At 72.6% G+C, this 14,870-nt stretch carries 12 protein-coding genes; 4 read left to right on the top strand and 8 right to left on the bottom strand.

Going from position 1 to position 14,870, the window contains the following annotated elements; translation table 11 throughout:
- Nucleotides 1-2 precede the first annotated feature (2 nt).
- The 3 genes from ABZ857_RS06520 to ABZ857_RS06510 are packed head-to-tail and all read right to left on the bottom strand — an operon-like array spanning nt 3 to nt 5,747.
- Entirely contained in the window at nt 3-3,407 is a 3,405-nt protein-coding gene (locus ABZ857_RS06520; RefSeq protein ID WP_357038514.1) for a BTAD domain-containing putative transcriptional regulator, read from the bottom strand.
- A 43-nt stretch (nt 3,408-3,450) separates the two neighbouring features.
- A complete protein-coding gene (locus tag ABZ857_RS06515) occupies nt 3,451-4,161 on the bottom strand; it encodes a DUF5941 domain-containing protein (protein WP_357038511.1) in 711 nt (236 codons plus the stop codon).
- Nucleotides 4,158-5,747: a CDP-alcohol phosphatidyltransferase family protein gene (locus tag ABZ857_RS06510; RefSeq protein WP_357038508.1), complete on the bottom strand. Its 1,590-nt coding sequence runs from the start codon at nt 5,745-5,747 to the stop codon at nt 4,158-4,160. The genes ABZ857_RS06515 and ABZ857_RS06510 overlap by 4 nt, the downstream gene beginning before the upstream one ends.
- Before the next feature lie 278 nt (nt 5,748-6,025).
- On the opposite strand from ABZ857_RS06510, the gene recO reads away from it, so the two are divergent.
- Nucleotides 6,026-6,793, top strand: coding sequence for a DNA repair protein RecO (gene recO / locus ABZ857_RS06505; RefSeq protein ID WP_357038505.1), 768 nt, complete (start codon nt 6,026-6,028; stop codon nt 6,791-6,793).
- 127 nt (nt 6,794-6,920) lie between these two features.
- Entirely contained in the window at nt 6,921-7,733 is an 813-nt protein-coding gene (locus tag ABZ857_RS06500) for an isoprenyl transferase (RefSeq protein WP_357038502.1), read from the top strand.
- A 95-nt stretch (nt 7,734-7,828) separates the two neighbouring features.
- Here the strand turns inward: ABZ857_RS06500 and ABZ857_RS06495 are convergent, their stop codons facing one another.
- The 3 genes from ABZ857_RS06495 to ABZ857_RS06485 all read right to left on the bottom strand — a co-directional run bounded on the left by ABZ857_RS06495 (nt 7,829) and on the right by ABZ857_RS06485 (nt 9,340).
- Entirely contained in the window at nt 7,829-8,377 is a 549-nt protein-coding gene (locus tag ABZ857_RS06495; protein ID WP_357038499.1) for a CGNR zinc finger domain-containing protein, read from the bottom strand.
- A gap of 77 nt (nt 8,378-8,454) precedes the next feature.
- Complete coding sequence (locus tag ABZ857_RS06490) at nt 8,455-8,862, bottom strand: transcriptional repressor (RefSeq protein ID WP_357038496.1); 408 nt, start codon at nt 8,860-8,862, stop codon at nt 8,455-8,457.
- Between the two features lie 55 nt (nt 8,863-8,917).
- A complete protein-coding gene (locus tag ABZ857_RS06485) occupies nt 8,918-9,340 on the bottom strand; it encodes a DUF6703 family protein (RefSeq protein WP_357038493.1) in 423 nt (140 codons plus the stop codon).
- 121 nt (nt 9,341-9,461) lie between these two features.
- On the opposite strand from ABZ857_RS06485, the gene ABZ857_RS06480 reads away from it, so the two are divergent.
- A complete protein-coding gene (locus tag ABZ857_RS06480; RefSeq protein ID WP_357038490.1) occupies nt 9,462-9,779 on the top strand; it encodes an antibiotic biosynthesis monooxygenase in 318 nt (105 codons plus the stop codon).
- Between the two features lie 164 nt (nt 9,780-9,943).
- Entirely contained in the window at nt 9,944-11,329 is a 1,386-nt protein-coding gene (locus tag ABZ857_RS06475) for a glycine--tRNA ligase (protein WP_357038487.1), read from the top strand.
- A gap of 106 nt (nt 11,330-11,435) precedes the next feature.
- Here the strand turns inward: ABZ857_RS06475 and ABZ857_RS06470 are convergent, their stop codons facing one another.
- Both ABZ857_RS06470 and ABZ857_RS06465 read right to left on the bottom strand, forming a co-directional pair.
- Nucleotides 11,436-13,604, bottom strand: coding sequence for a DUF6055 domain-containing protein (locus ABZ857_RS06470; protein ID WP_357038484.1), 2,169 nt, complete (start codon nt 13,602-13,604; stop codon nt 11,436-11,438).
- 179 nt (nt 13,605-13,783) lie between these two features.
- Entirely contained in the window at nt 13,784-14,791 is a 1,008-nt protein-coding gene (locus ABZ857_RS06465; RefSeq protein WP_357038481.1) for a LacI family DNA-binding transcriptional regulator, read from the bottom strand.
- Nucleotides 14,792-14,870: the final 79 nt, after the last annotated feature.

Here is a 14,870-nt window from a genome sequence, read left to right as displayed (position 1 = left end):
GGTCAGCCCGCTTCCCGATCGGCCCGCCTTCCGAGGCCGGAGAGCCGTGACAGGGCGGCGCGGGCCTCTCGCTCCCACAGTGGCGCGTTCCAGCGGCGAGCCACCTCGACGGCGTGGGAGAAGTGCTCCGCCGCCTCCTCCGGGCGGTCGAGCAGCTGGGCGAGCTCGCCCAGCGTGTGCGCGACGGGTCGCATCGCCAGCCACATGGACGCCGCCCCCGCCAACTGGTCGCGCAGGGGCAGCAGATCGCGCATCAGGTCCTCCGCCTCCTCCCGCTCGCCGAGCGCGACGGTGGTCATGGCCCGCAGGGTGGCGAACACGGCGTAGTACTGGTCCTGCCGCAACGGGGTCCGGGCCCGCACCGTCCGCGCCTCGTCCGTCCGCCCGTTCGCGAGCAGCGCCAGCGCGTACGCGTCGGCGGCGAGGGGGCCGTACCGTCCGGAGAGCGCCCGCAGCGTGGGCTCCAGTTCGCCGATCCGGCCCCGGCTGACGCGGACCGTCACCCGCGCGATCCCGTACATGCCCTCGGCGTCCATCCAGCCCTCGCTGCGCATCTTCTCGTACGCGACGCCGTAGAGGTGCTCCGCCTCGTCCAGGCACCCCGTCACGTGGGCAAGCATCCCCTCGGCGGCCATCCCGACCGAGAGGGCCTGTGCCAGGCGGTAGGAGCGGGCGATCTCCATGCTGCGGCCGAGCCGCAGGCGCAGCTCCGCCACGTCGCCGGTCACGGCGGCCAAGGCGCCCAGGGTGTACTGCGCGTACCACCGGTAGGCGATCAGGTCGTGCTCGTCGGCGAGGGCGGCCAGCCGCTCGGCGCGCGCCGCCCGTACCTCCGGCGAGCGGTCGAAGGAGGTCTCCTTGAGGACCAGCGTGAGCGCCAGCGCCTCGATCGCCGGGTCGTCGAGGCGATCCACCAGCTCGCCGGCCTCCCGGGCGGCAGCCGCCACGCGCGGGTCGTCCTCGCCGCTCAGCTCGCCGAGGAGCGCCGCGAGCAGCAGACAGCGCGTGACCGGCGCCAGATCCGTACGGCGCAGCAACCGGGTGAGCGACTCCGCCGTGCGGTCGTCCTCCCCGCCGACCCACAGCCGATAGGCCCGGATGTACCAGGGCGCCCACTCGGTCCAGGATGTGAAGGCGGCGATGAGCAGGTCTTCGCGGCCCGCTTGCTCGGCGATCTCCACGGCCCGCTGCCGGGTCGCCCTGGCCCGCAGGACGTTCCCCGCCCTGACCTGGGCCCGCAGCAGCAGACCCAGCAGTTCCACCCGCCTGGCGTCCCGGTCGGCCGCGTCCGGGACCCGGTCGAAGCACTCCAGCGCCTGCGTCAGCGACTCGACGGCGGCGTCGTGGGCGTACCGCCGGGTGGCCAGCTCGGCCGCCCGCACCGAGTAGTCCACGGCCGCGAGCGCGGTGGCCGAGGTGGCGGCCCGCGCGTAGTGGTGGGCCAGGGCGGTCAGGTGGTCCGGATGCAGGGCGTGCAGGGCGTCGGCGACGCGGGCGTGCATGCGGGCGAGCCGGATTCCCGGCAGGTCCTGGTAGAGGGTGTCGCGCACCAGAGCGTGGACGAAGCGCACCCGTCCCGGGGCCGGCTCTGTCAGCAGGCCGGAGATCAGGCCGGCCTCGAGCCCGTCGAGCACGACGTCCTCGCCTGTGCCGGAGGCGCGGACAAGGACCTCGACCTCGGCCTCCCGGCCGACCACGGCGGCCAGGCGCAGCGCGCCGACGGCTGTCGCGGGCAGCCGGGCCAGGCGGCGCCGCAGCACGTCGCGCACGCCCTCGGGCACGTCGTCCGATAGCGTTCCCTCGCTCGCCAGCAGGCGGGCGCTCTCCCAGACGTAGAAGGGATTGCCACCGGTGCGGTCGGACAGCGCGGCCGCCGTCGCCCGGTCGATCGGCCGCTCGCACACGGCCGTGACCAGCGTCTCGACCTCGGCCGGGGACAGCCCGCCGAGCTGCACCCGCACGGGCCGGCGCCGGGCGAGCGCCGCGAGGGCGTCCTTGTGGGTCTCGGTCACCTCGGAGGGACGCAGCGCCACGACGAGCAGGACCCGGGCGCCAGTGCCCGTCAGCTCCTCGGCCAGTGAGCTCAGCAGCGCCACCGTCTCCCCGTCGGCCCGGTGCAGGTCGTCCAGGACGACGGCCAGCGCGCGGCCGTGGCCGGAGATCTCGCGCAGCCACGCGGCGACGGCGCGGTGCATGCGGAACCGTCCGGCGGCGGCGTCCTCGGCCACCTGGCCGTCGCCGAGCAGGGGGGACAGCGCGGCCGCGTGATCCCCCGGCGGGGCGACGGCGGCCAGCGGGCGCAGCGCCTCCACCCAGGCCCAGGCGGGCGGCGCGCCCTCGGCCTCCGGGCAGCGCCCGACGGTGACGAGCCAGTGCTCGGGTGACAGGCCGCCCAGGAGCCGGTCGAGCAGCGCCGACTTTCCGGCGCCGGCCTCGCCGCTCACGATCGCGATCCCCGGGCGGCCGGACAGGACCTCTCCCGCGGCCGTCGCCAGCGCCCCCAGCTCGGCCTCGCGTCCCACGAACAGCTCGGTGCGCTCCGGACCCGCCGTTCGAGGCCCCGCCGGGCGGGCCGGCAGCGGGACGGCGGAAGCGGGACGCGGCGGCGCCGGGTGTGGCGGGGAGGCGGGCCGGAGCGCGGCGTCGAGCAGGTCCGTCCGCTGGTTCAGGATCGCCTGTTCCAGCTCGCTCAGTCCGGGGCCGGGGTCGAGGCCGAGTTCTTCGGAGAGCGTCGCGCGGGCCCGGCGCAGCGCGGCCAGCGCGTCTGCCTGCCGCCCGCTGCCCCACAGGGCGAGCGCGAGCAGCCGCCAGCCCTCCTCGCGCAGGGGCTGTCGCCGAGTGAGCACCTCGGCCGTCGGCACCGCGTCGGCGGGGTGGGACGAGCGCAGTGTGGCCGCCACCAGCAGCTCATGGGCGCTTCGCCGCAGCTCCTCCAGCCGCGCGGTCTCCGGCGCCGCCCACCCCTCGTCGGCGACCTCCGCGAAGGCCGCGCCGCGCCACAACCCCAGCGCCTCGTGGAGGAGCACGCGGGCCCGCGCGGGATCGTTGTCGGCCGCCTCGCGCGCCTCGGCGATAATCCGCTCGAAGCGCCAGGCGTCCACGTCGTGCGCGTCCAGCCGCACCGCGTAGCCCGGCGCGGCGCTCACCAGGACGCGGGCCGGAGTCCTGGGCGGACGGCCGGGCTCCAGCGCTCTGCGCAGGTTGGCGACGTACGTCTGAAGGGAGGCGAGGGCCTTGGCAGGCGGCTCGCCGCGCCACAGGTCGTCGATCAGCCGGTCGGCCGAGACGACCTCCCCCCTGGCCGCCACGAGCAGCGCCAGCACCTCGCGCTGGCGCGGCCCGCCGAGCTGGGCGGGCGCGCCGTCGACCTCGGCTTCGAGCGCGCCGAGCACGCGTATGCGGATCATGGCCGCTCAGCTCGCCGTCACGCCCGGGGCCCGCCCACCCCGGTCAGCCCTGCTCGGCCTCGCCGGTGACCTGCTCGGCGGCGTCCTCCGGCGACTGCTCCAGGTCCTGGTCGGCCTGGGCCTGCGCGGAGGCCTTGTCCAGCCGGACCCAGCTCGTGATGCTCTCGATCGCGAACAGCACGAGCAGGTACGCCGTGAGGACGGCCGCGACGGGGGTCAGCCATCCGGCGGCGGCGCCCACGCCCAGGACCAGCAGGCGGACCTCCCAGCCCAGCCCGGCCTGGTACAGCCAGGCGGGGGGCCAGATGCCCTGCCGGGTGCGGTAGACGGTGTCGTACGTGTGGTAGCCGATGACGTAGATCAGCACGAACAGCAGCCACTTGGGCGTGTCCTCGGCCAGCCCGAGCAGGATGATCGTCACGAACTCGGCCGCCCGCAGCAGCGGGGGAGTGAGCCAGTCGAAACGGCCCAGGTGGTCGCGGCCGGCGGTGGGCAGGACGAGCACGAGCAGCACGGCGACGGGCGCGAGCAGGATCGGGCCGTCGGTGAGGACGCCGGCGACGGCCAGCGCCACGATCGCGAGCAGCGCCACCGCGGTCGCGGGCACGGGCGGCAGCAGCCGTCCCAGGGGGCCCTTCAGCGTGGTGGCGAGCGGGCCGTCGTCGCGGTAGGCGAGCAGGCGCGCGGTCTGGATGCGGCGGCGCTCCTCGTCCGGGTCCGGGAGCGGCGTGGTGGCCTGCGGCTGAGTGATCATGCGAGCGACCTCAGGAGACGTCCGGTGAGGGTGTAGATGGCCGCGACGCCGCCCCAGACGATCAGCGTGAGGAACGTCACCCGGGGGTTGAAGAACGCGGCGGTGATCGCGATCGCGGCGAAGCGCTCGCCGATGGGGAAGACGATCATCTTGCGGGCCCAGTGGACCGGACGGAACTTGCCGGCCTTGGTCCAGAGCTTCAGCAGCCCGCGCACGCCGGTGCTCCGGCTCGCCCTGCGCTGCTCCAGCGCCTCCCGAAGCGGACGGTCGTCGGCGACCGTCAGGTCCAGCGTGGGCAGCGGCACGGGCGCCTTGCGCCGGTTGGCCGCACCGAACGAGAAGTCCAGCAGGTGCTTGACCGACTGGAGGGCCAGCGCGACCAGCGCCAGCGTCCAGACGCCCTCGCCGTCGCCGAACTGCCCGGACACCGTCGCGCCGACCGCGAGTCCGACGAAGACGGCGTACTCCTTGAACCGGTCGAACGTGGCGTCCAGCCAGGCGCCGAGCACGCCGAACTTGCGCGCGTAGCGGGCGACCTGGCCGTCCACGCAGTCGAAGACGAACGCGAAGTAGATGAGGACCGCGCCGGCCACCGCCCCCCAGCGGGTGCCGGTGGCGAACGCGCCGGCCGACAGCAGGCCGAGGGCGATCGAGATCAGGGTCACCTGGTTGGGCGTGAGCCCGCGGCGGGCGGCCCAGCGGGCGATGAAGCGCGAGTAGGTGCTGACGAAGAACGTGGTGAAGAAGCCGTCGGCGCCCTTCACGGCGTTGTTCAGCCGGGCCCGGTCCTCGTTGAAGCCCGCCATCTCGGTCAGAGCCTCGTCGGCCTCGGCCTGGCTGCGGACGCGGCGGAAGAACAGGTCGCGGCGGCCCCGCCGGCCCACGGACACGCCGCGCCGGACCAGGCCGAGCACGAGCAGCTCGGTCACGTCGTCCTCGGGGCCGAACAGGTGGGCCATGTCCGCCAGCTCGCGGGCGACCTCTGCGAGGGTCTGGAGGTGCCGCTGGTGGAGGTGGAGCGGTCCGAGCAGCGCCGCGTTCGGCCGGGTCACCGCGTGGTAGGCGGTGCCGACGGAGATGATCCGGCCGCGGCCGGCGCGGGTGCGCTGGGGCAGCCCCTCGATGACCTTCTCGCCGATCTCGGGCTCCGCCTCCTCGATCGGCACCTCCTCCTCCGGCGGCGCGTTCTCGTCCCGCTCCTGCCGGACGATCAGCGCGATGGCGCCCCGCTTGGCCTTGGTGATCTGGTAGATCAGCTCGTCGTGGACCAGCGAGTCGGCCGGGAGGATGAGCAGGTTGTCCTCGGCGCCCTCGACCAGGTCGGCCAGCGCGCGTAGGTCGCCGGCGACGTCCGGGCTCTCCACGACCCGGCCGTACGGCCTGTGGTAGGCGGCGGCGTCCCCCGGCCGGGCGATCGTCGTCGGCTCGGGGTCCAGGGCGGCGGCCTGCGCGAGCAGCCTGTCGTACGCGGAGGGGGCCCCGGGCAGCGATTTCAGCGTGATGGCCGCGGGCAGGGCGGGCTGGCCGCCGGGAGGCGGGGGACTGATCGGGCCGGGCGGGGCGCCCAGCAGGACCACGCGGGTCATGGCAACCTTTCGCACAACGGGGGGAGATCAGGCCCTCAGGCTTGACCGGCGCGGGGAAGTCCGCCGGAAGCCAAAGCTTAGTGACCTTTCGGTTGAGCCGATGCATCCCACGTTTACCGTACGGCCCCCGGATGTACAGCTTGGGGAGGGTTCGTCGCCCGGCATCGTCGCCGGATCATTACCGAATTTTCACCATTCGTGCCCTCGTCGTGCCCCTCGGCGGGGCGAATGTCCGTCCGACGAGGCGGACGCCAGGCGCGCACCCATACGATGGCGGGGTGAGCCTCTACCGGGACGAGGGCGTCGTGCTGCGCACCCAGAAGCTGGGTGAGGCCGACCGCATCATCACCATCCTCACCCGGCGCACCGGCAAGGTCCGCGGCGTGGCCAAGGGCGTGCGCAGGACCATGTCGCGCTTCGGGGCGCGGCTGGAGCCGTTCTCCCACGTCGATCTGCAACTCCACAGCGGCAGGTCGCTCGACGTGATCACGCAGGTCGAGACCCTGCACCCGTACGGCGAGGCGATCGTGGCCGACTACGCCCGATACACCGCGGGGACCGCGATGCTGGAGACGGCCGACCGGCTGACGGTGGGGGAGAAGGAGCCGGCGCTGCGCCAGTTCCTGCTGCTGGTCGGCGGCCTGCGCACGCTCGCCGAGGGCGGCCACGAGGCCCGGCTGGTGCTCGACGCGTTCTTCCTGCGCTCGCTGGCCGTGGCGGGCTACGCCCCCGCGCTGTCGGAGTGCGCGCGGTGCGGCGCGGAGGCCGTGCGCGCCTTCGCGATCGTCGCGGGCGGCGTGGTGTGCGGCACCTGCCGCCCGGCCGGTGCCGCCGTGCCCGCCGCGGAGACGATCGCCCTGATGATCGCCCTGCTGCGCGGCGACTGGGCCGCCGCCGACGCCTCCGAGCCCCGGCACCGCGCCGAGTGCAGCGGACTGGTCGCCGCGTACCTGCAGTGGCACCTGGAGCACGGCATCCGCTCGCTGCGTCACGTGGAACGGGAGTGGCCAGGTCAGATGACCCGCAGCGAAGCGAGGATCATCTGAGCGGCCCTCGCGGGGGTCCGGGGGTCGTCCCCCGGTGTCGCGTGACGCGGAATCCGCACGGGATCCGCACGGGATCCGCACGTCTCCCGCGCCTGAGGACCGGTCCGGACGCAATACCCTTCGGTACATGGTCCGTCCTCCCTCTCCGCACCCGTCCGGTGCCACTCCGCCCGCCATCCCGCGCGACCTGCTGCCGCGACATGTGGCGATCGTCATGGACGGCAACGGCCGCTGGGCCAAGGCGCGCGGGCTGCCCAGGACCGAGGGGCACAAGATGGGCGAGGCGTCGCTGTTCGACGTCATCGAGGGCGCCATCGAGATCGGCATCCCCTATCTGTCGGCGTACGCGTTCTCCACGGAGAACTGGAAGCGCTCGCCGGACGAGGTGCGCTTCCTCATGGGGTTCAACCGTGACGTCATCCGCCGGCGCCGCGACCAGCTCAACGCGATGGGCGTGCGGGTGCGCTGGGCCGGGCGTCCCGGACGGCTGTGGAAGAGCGTGATCAAGGAGCTTGAGGACGCGGAGCGGATGACGGTCGGCAACAGCAGGCTGACCCTCCAGTTCTGCGTCAACTACGGCGGCCGCGCGGAGATCGTGGACGCCGCCGTGCGGCTCGCCGGTGACATCGCCGCCGGCCGGGTCAAGCCCGGCAAGGTATCGGAGAAGGTCTTCGCCCGCTACCTGGACGAGCCGGAGATCCCGGACGTGGACCTGTTCGTGCGATCGTCCGGCGAGCAGCGCACCTCCAACTTCCTGCTCTGGCAGTCCGCGTACGCCGAGATGGTCTTCCTCAACCAGTTGTGGCCCGACTTCGACCGCCGGGACCTGTGGCAGGCGTGCGAGATCTACGCCAAGCGCGACCGCAGGTACGGCGGGGCCGTGCCGAACGAGGCGGGCCGGGACTCGGGCGTGGCGCAGGACTCCGGCATGGCCTGGTAGCCCGGCCCCGCCCCGGCCCACGCCCACGCCCGGCCCCGCCCACGCGCGGCACGGCCTGCACGGCCTGCACCGGCCGGTCCGCCGGGGGCCGCCTCTCAGGAGGCGTCGCGGCGGCGGGCCCGGTACGCGGCGACGTGCATGCGGTTGCCGCAGGTGCGGCTGTCGCAGTAGACCCGGGAGCGGTTCCTCGACTCGTCCACGAAGACGTGGGAGCAGTCGGGCGCCGCGCACGTGCGCAGGCGGTCCCGCTCGTTCTCGACGAGCACGTGGGCGAGCGCGACGCCGCAGTCGGCGGCCAGGTGCTCGGCGACCGACGCGTCCGGCGCGAAGTAGTGGACGTGGAGGGGGTGCCCGTCGTGCTCGGTGAGGCTCGGCGTGATGCGGGTGCGCCGCAGCAGCGTGTTGAGCAGGCCGACCGCCGTCGGCTGGTCCGGCGCGGTGAACACGGCGTGGAACTCCTCGCGCAGGGCCCGGACCTCGGAGAGGTCCCGCCGGGTCAGCGCCCCGACTCCGCTGACCTCCCGCCTGCGGACGAACTCCTCCAGGTCGCCGACCTCGGCCAGCCCGTCGCGCTCGCCGGCGCCGGTGTTGATGAGGTCCACCACCGTCGCCAGCGAGTACACCATGTCATGGCTGAACGGCACGCCATCTCCCTTTTGTCGCGGCGGTGCTTGTCGCGGCGCACGCAGCGTACCTCTCGGGGGGCGCGCGCGGGGCGGGGTCAGCTCTTTCCGGCCGCCTCCGCGCGCGAGGCGGCCGCAGCGCACGAGGAACAGGTGCCGAAGACCTCCACGGTGTGGGTGACGTCGATGAAGCCGTGCTCGGCCCCGACGACCTCGGCCCAGCGCTCCACGTCGGGCCCGGCGACCTCGACCGTGCGCCCGCACTCCCGGCACACGAGGTGGTGGTGATGCGTGTCGGTCTGACAGGCCCGGTAGACCGACTCGCCCTCGTCGGTACGCAGCACGTCGACCCGGCCGGCGTCGGAGAGCGACTGGAGCGCCCGGTACACGGTCGTCAGGCCGATCTTCGAGCCGACCGCGCGCATCTCGGCGAACACGTCCTGCGCGCTGCGGAACCCCCGGCTCTGGCGGAGGATCTCGTGAACAGCGTCACGGCTCTTCGTCATCAGGACTCCTGTGTACGGCTTCGCCCTACGACCTACCAGGTTAGGCCGGTTCGCGTCAGATCAGTCCGAAACGGGTGGCGGCGAGGAGGACCAGGAACGTCCCGGCCGCCACCCTCAGCAACCGGCCCACCGGACGCAGCGAGGGCCATGACAGGTAGGCCAGCCAGGCGATGAACGCGAGCACAGGGAGCACGGCCACCCCGCCACGCCAGTCGGGCACCACCAGCCCGGCGATCAGCAGGGCCACCATGACCAGCGGGACCACCCAGCGGGGCTGCTGGAACAGGAAGACCAGCGGCGCGGCGCTCTTGCGCTCGACCGCCGCGCGCAGCCCGGTGGCGCCGGGCGTGAAGAACTGCTCGCCCGCCGGCAGCGGCCGCCGCACCCGCGGGGACGCCGCGTTCCCCCGGGCGGGAGGCTTCCTCGCCAGAGGATGGGCCGGCACCTGGCGGCGCGGCGGTTCGGTTTCGCTTCCCACGCGTTCGAGCCTAGTGTGCGTCCGCCCAATCTTCGCCCCGTCGCGTCGCCCGCTGTGCTCCTTCCGCCTGCGTCGCCCCCTCCCCGGCCGGGCGTACGCGAGGGGTGGCATGCTGGGCGGCATGCTCGCCGTGATCCGTTACTCGGTGCCGGGCGCCCGCGCCGACGAGTTCGCCGCCCAGGCGCGCGCCATCCTCGACCTGCTGGCCGCGCAGCCGGGATATCTGCGCGGGCAGATCGGCAGGGCGGTGGACGAGCCGGCCCTGTGGGCGGTGGTCAGCGAGTGGGAGGGCGCGGGCTACTACCGGCGCGCCCTGTCGGCGGCCCGTATGGTGATGTATCCCCTGATGACCCTTATGATCAACGAGCCCAGCGCCTTCGAGGGCGTCTACGCACTGCCGGGCGAGGGGGCGAGCGCGGGAACCGCGGGCAAGGCTTGAGCGCGGGGGCGCCGGATTCCCCTAAGCTTGAGCACGGATCCGGGCAGGTGGCCGGACGTCCCGCAGCCGCGGCACGGCGGCCGGGCCGGCCCGCCCGCTTCAGCGAACAACGCACCGCTGACCCCGATCTCAACGCCGACACCCAGCCGGATGGAGTTCCACTGATGGCACGTCGCACCGACGTCTTGGAAACGATCGTCAGCCTCGCCAAACGCCGCGGGCTCGTCTTCCCGTCGAGCGAGATCTACGGAGGCCTGCGGGCGTCCTGGGACTACGGCCCCCTCGGTGTCGAGCTCAAGAACAACGTGAAGCGCGAGTGGTGGAAGGCCATGGTGCAGGGCCGCGACGACGTCGTCGGCCTCGACTCCTGCGTCATCCTCGCCCGCGAGGTCTGGCAGGCCAGCGGCCACGTCGAGACCTTCACCGACCCGCTCACCGAGTGCCAGTCGTGTCACAAGCGCTACCGTGCCGACCACCTCATCGAGGCGTACGAGGCCAAGCACGGCAGCGAGCCGGCGGGCGGCCTGGCCGACATCACCTGCCCGAACTGCGGCAACAAGGGCTCCTTCACCCAGCCCAGGCAGTTCAGCGGCCTGCTGAAGACGTTCCTCGGCCCGGTGGAGGACGAGTCGGGCCTGGCGTACCTGCGGCCGGAGACCGCCCAGGGCATCTTCATCAACTACCTGAACGTCCAGCAGTCGGCGCGCAAGAAGATCCCGTTCGGCATCGGCCAGGTCGGAAAGTCGTTCCGCAACGAGATCACCCCGGGCAACTTCATCTTCCGCACCCGCGAGTTCGAGCAGATGGAGATGGAGTTCTTCGTCAAGCCCGGCACGGACGAGGAGTGGCACCAGTACTGGATCGACGAGCGCCTGCGCTGGTACGTCGACCTCGGCATCAACAAGGACAACCTCCGGCTCTACGAGCACCCGAAGGAGAAGCTGTCCCACTACTCGAAGCGGACCGTGGACATCGAGTATCGCTTCAACTTCGCCGGCGGCGAGTGGGGTGAGCTGGAGGGCATCGCCAACCGCACCGACTTCGACCTCACCGCGCACGGCAAGGCGTCCGGCACCGACCTGTCGTTCTTCGAGCAGGAGTCGGGCGAGCGCTACGTGCCGTACGTCATCGAGCCCGCGGCGGGTGTGGACCGGGCGACGCTGACCTTCCTCCTCGACGCCTACACCGTCGACGAGGCGCCCAACGCCAAGGGCGTGATGGAGGAGCGGACCGTGATGCGCCTCGACCACCGCCTGGCCCCGGTGAAGGTCGCGGTGCTGCCGCTGTCGCGCAACGCCGACCTGTCGCCGAAGGCCCGCGACCTGGCGGCCCGGCTGCGCCGCCGGTGGAACGTCGACTTCGACGACGCGGGGGCCATCGGCCGTCGCTACCGCCGCCAGGACGAGATCGGCACGCCGTTCGCGATCACGGTCGACTTCGACACCCTGGAGGACCAGGCCGTGACGATCCGCGAGCGGGACACCATGGCCCAGCAGCGGGTCGCGCTCGACCAGGTCGAGTCGTACCTGCGCCAGCACCTGAACGACTGATCACCGCGACGAGGCGCCTGTCCGGAAATTTCCGGACAGGCGCCTCGCGCTGTCAGGCGGTGCTGTCATCGAGCGGTGTTATCAGAACAGTGTCATCGCACGGGTGTCATCGGGCCGTGCAGGCGAGGGTGGGAACCGGAGTGCTCGCCCCGGACGCGATGAACCCGAAGGTCGTGCTCGCGCCGGCCGCGAGCGCGCCGTTCCAGTCGGTGTTCCGCGCGGTGACCGACGACCCGCTGCCGGTCAGCGCCGCGTTCCACGACTGCGTCACGGCCTGGCCGCCGGTGAAGGTCCAGGTGACCGTCCAGCCGCCGATCGCCGCGCCGCCCGCGGTGACCGTGACCTCACCCTGGAAGCCGCCCTGCCACGCGTTCGCGACCTTGTACGTGGCGGAGCAGCCCGCACCCGGGGAGCCCGCCGGGCTCGGGCTCGGGCTCGCGCTGGGACTGGGGCTCGCGCTGGGACTGGGGCTGGAGCTCGGGCTGGGGGAGGGGCTCAGGCTGGGTGAAGGGCTCGGGCTGGACGTCACCGGCGTGATGGCGAGTTCGGCGTCGGTGAAGGTGCCGTGCGCCGGATTGACGTCGGTCTCCCCGCCTCTGCCGTCGCAGCCGCGGTCGGGGTCGAACATCAGGTAGGTGCCCGAGCCGCAGGCGGTCGCGAGTTCGGCGTCCCCGCCGACCACGATGGTCCCGCTGAGGTTCGCCCCGCCCTGGATCAGCGCGTTGTCCTTCACCACCGCGTTGCCGCCCACGGTCGCGCCGCTGTTGACCCAGGCCAAGCCCTCGATGCGGGCGTTGCCGCTTACGGTGCTGTTGCCGTAGACGGCAGCGCGGGGGCCGATGTAGGCGGTGGCGGCGACGTTCGCCCGGTTGTCCACCCAGCCTCCGCCGTTGGAGTGCCAGTGGCCCCCGGCCGGCGCGGCCGGACGGGTGTATCCCGGCTCGAAGCCCGACGGCGTGGCGCCCTCGACCCGGAACTCGTACGGGTACCGGTAGTTCTTGGGATAGCCGTCGAGGTAGGCCCAGTGGTGGACGGTGCCGGGGGTGCCCGTGACGACGAGGTAGACCTCCTTCTCACCCGGCTGGGTCTGGAAGCTGATCACGCCGTCCGCGGCGCTGCTCAGCGGGCCGTACCTCGGCACGCCGTTCTTGAGCGCCACGAAGCCGTACGTCCAGCCCGACTGGGCCGCCGTGTTGACGTGCCCCTTGAAGTGCAGCCGGATCAGCCCGCCGTCCGTGCCCGGGACGAGCTTGATCTTGTTGTAGCCGTAGTCCGACGGCGCGATCGCGTCGGGGATCCGGTAGTGCCCGGCCGAGGCGTTGACCGCCTCCACCGGCACGCCGTTGTACGCGGTGATGAACGGATAGAGGCTGTTGATGAACGGCATGACGTTCGCCCGGTTGGAGTAGTCCCAGGTCACCTGCCTCTGCGCGTACTCGCCGGCCCGGGTGTTCAGCTCGGCCTGGCTGATGCCGCTGATCCGCCGGTAGGTCTCCAGCGGATGCTCGGTGTTCCTGGCCTCGTTCCACAGACGGTTGAACATGGCGAGCCCGTCGCGGTCCTTGACGTACTGCATGAGCATCCAGTTGCCGTAGTGGTGGCGGCTGCTGCTCCAGTAGAGGTTCTCGGTGCGTAGGAACCGGGTGAGGTCCCCGGCGGCGGTGGTCGGGTAGACCTGCATCGCCATGAACTCGGCGCTGGTCTCCCAGAACGTGCCGGCGGAGGGGTCGGTGAAGCCGTACCCGGACCGGCCGAGGAACGTGTAGTTCTGGAAGACGTGCCCGAGCTCGTGGGCCAGGCCCCAGGAGCCGGGCTGCGCGGCGGCGGGGGCGATGTTGATGACGCCGACGACGCCGTCCACGGAGCCGCCGGTCGCCCAGTCGTTGAGGGGCGCGTTCGACCACGTCTGCGTGACGATCACGATGATCTTGTATTTCGCCAGGTAGCCGGTCTCCGGCGTGAACTTCATCGTGTTCACGTAGAAGGAGTAGAGGCTCTCCAGCTGGCTCAGCATGTTGTCCGGGTCGAACCGGTACTGCGAGGGGGCGCTACGGGGATCGGTGCCGGAGCGGTCGCCCCACAGCAGGATGAAGTTCGCGGACTCCTTTGTCCTGGCGCTGCTCCACGGCACCTCGCCGGTGGTGGCCCAGCGGCTGGGGATGTACACGGTCTTCGTGGCCGCGTACGAGGGCGCGGGCGCGGCGAACGTGGGCAGGAGCGCCAGCCATAGCGCCGCGAGTGCCAGGACGGTCTTTCTCCGGATCAGATGGATCATGTTCGCCCTTCCGAGGGGGGATTCGGAGGCGCGCGGGGGCCGGTCCACGGCCGTGCGTGGACCCTGTCGTGAATGGGCCCCGTCGTGCATGGGCCCCGCCGCGCGTGAACGATGAGCTGACCGCCTGACCCGGTGCTCGTCGTGCCTGTGGGTTCGGTGACCTCCCTTCTCGTGACGTCTCAGACGGTCGACTCGCGGATGATCAGACGGCACGGCATCCGGTGCACACCGGGCGTAGCACGTCCGTCCATCGCCGCGAACAGGTGCTGGGCGGCCGTGCGGCCGAGCACCTCCAGGTTCATGTCGACCGTGGTCAGCGGGGGCCTGGTCTCCGTGGACAGGACCTCCCAGTTGTCGTAGCCGACCACCGCGAGGTCCTCCGGCACCCTGCGCCCGCGCTCCCGCGCGGCCTCCACCAGGCCGGCCGCTATCTGGTCGCTGCCGCAGACGACGGCGTCCACCTCGGGGTCGGCACGCAGGACCACCTCGGCGGCCTGCCGTCCCCAGCGCTGCGACCACACGCCGTACAGGACCTGGCCGCCGGACATCGGCAGGCCCGCCTCCTCCAGCGCGAGCGTCACCCCGGCCGCCCGGTCCTGGGCGGCCTGGTAGTGCTGCGGGCCGGTGACGTGCGCGATCCTGCGCCGGCCGATGGTCACCAGATGCCGCACGGCCTGCGCCGCGCCGTCCACGTCGTCGGGCACGAACGACACGTCGTCCGGGTCCTCGGACGGCGCGTAGGCGTACACGACGGGCACGGGCAGGTCGCGGCTGATGGAGGGCCGGGGGTCGGTGCTCTCGCCCACGACGATGAGGCCGTCCACCCGGCGGGCCAGCAGCGTGCGGATGTGGTGCTGCTCGCGGATGGAGTCGCCGCGGGCGTCGCACAGCAGCACCGCCATCTCGCCCGCGCCGAACGCGTCCTCGGCGCCGAGCAGCACGGGGATGCCGAAACGGCCGACGCTGTCGCTGGTGAGCAGGCCCATGGTGCGGGTCTGCCCGGTCAGCAGGCTGCGGGCCAGCGCGTTCGGCTGGAACGACAGCTCTTCCGCTGCCTGGAAGACGCGCCTGCGGGTCTCCGCGCGGACCTGTCCCCGGCCGTTGAGCGCCTTGGACGCGGTCGCGATCGAGACCCCCGCGAGGGCGGCCACGTCGGTGATCGTGGCGGGTCGTTGCGGAGGAGCCATCGATACGTAAAACCTTTTCACAGTGAGGGCGACTACGGCGTTGCCGAAGATAGTCGCCAGTTCGTGATGGCGCAAGGAC

Source organism: Microbispora sp. NPDC046933 (assembly GCF_040644635.1).
Taxonomy (GTDB): Bacteria; Actinomycetota; Actinomycetes; order Streptosporangiales; family Streptosporangiaceae; genus Microbispora.
Note: the sequence above shows the minus strand (reverse complement) of the source record. Positions and strands in the feature narration are given on the sequence as shown.

What these genes read in the sequence shown, in the direction of transcription:
- ABZ857_RS06490 (WP_357038496.1), bottom strand. Translation starts at nt 8,862, where the DNA reads ATGACGAAGAGCCGTGACGCTGTTCACGAGATCCTCCGCCAGAGCCGG.
- ABZ857_RS06510 (WP_357038508.1), bottom strand. Translation starts at nt 5,747, where the DNA reads ATGACCCGCGTGGTCCTGCTGGGCGCCCCGCCCGGCCCGATCAGTCCC.
- ABZ857_RS06475 (WP_357038487.1), top strand. Translation starts at nt 9,944, where the DNA reads ATGGCACGTCGCACCGACGTCTTGGAAACGATCGTCAGCCTCGCCAAA.
- ABZ857_RS06470 (WP_357038484.1), bottom strand. Translation starts at nt 13,604, where the DNA reads ATGATCCATCTGATCCGGAGAAAGACCGTCCTGGCACTCGCGGCGCTA.
- ABZ857_RS06480 (WP_357038490.1), top strand. Translation starts at nt 9,462, where the DNA reads ATGCTCGCCGTGATCCGTTACTCGGTGCCGGGCGCCCGCGCCGACGAG.
- ABZ857_RS06520 (WP_357038514.1), bottom strand. Translation starts at nt 3,407, where the DNA reads ATGATCCGCATACGCGTGCTCGGCGCGCTCGAAGCCGAGGTCGACGGC.
- ABZ857_RS06500 (WP_357038502.1), top strand. Translation starts at nt 6,921, where the DNA reads ATGGTCCGTCCTCCCTCTCCGCACCCGTCCGGTGCCACTCCGCCCGCC.
- ABZ857_RS06515 (WP_357038511.1), bottom strand. Translation starts at nt 4,161, where the DNA reads ATGATCACTCAGCCGCAGGCCACCACGCCGCTCCCGGACCCGGACGAG.
- ABZ857_RS06465 (WP_357038481.1), bottom strand. Translation starts at nt 14,791, where the DNA reads ATGGCTCCTCCGCAACGACCCGCCACGATCACCGACGTGGCCGCCCTC.